Annotated in this window: 1 protein-coding gene; it reads left to right on the forward strand. The window is 45.9% G+C overall.

Annotated features, from left to right (window positions below; translation table 11 throughout):
- Positions 1–259, forward strand: a 259-nt coding sequence (locus Q5762_RS38900; RefSeq protein WP_315897037.1) for a hypothetical protein, incomplete at both ends; no start/stop codon positions are given.

The following is a 259-nucleotide window of genomic DNA, read 5'->3' on the forward strand; positions in this document are numbered from 1 at the left end:
GGTGGGCTTCGCCTTATTTTTAGTCACTCAAGTCTGGGTATTAACTCTGGCTATGGTGTTTATTGCATGTGGTGCTGCGTTGCTTATGCCTGCTTATACTACCGCCGCGACGGCCCAATATTCGGATGCACCCGGAGCGGTCGCGGGTTATATCTCTATGTCACATACCATCGGCTATGGTTTAGCTTCTTTGTTAGCTTTTAGTGCAACTCTTTCACCACATTACCCAATTTACCTGTGTGTTCTTTTTGCATTATTG

Source organism: Streptomyces sp. P9(2023), assembly GCF_032436795.1.
In the GTDB taxonomy this organism is placed as follows: Bacteria; Actinomycetota; Actinomycetes; order Streptomycetales; family Streptomycetaceae; genus Streptomyces.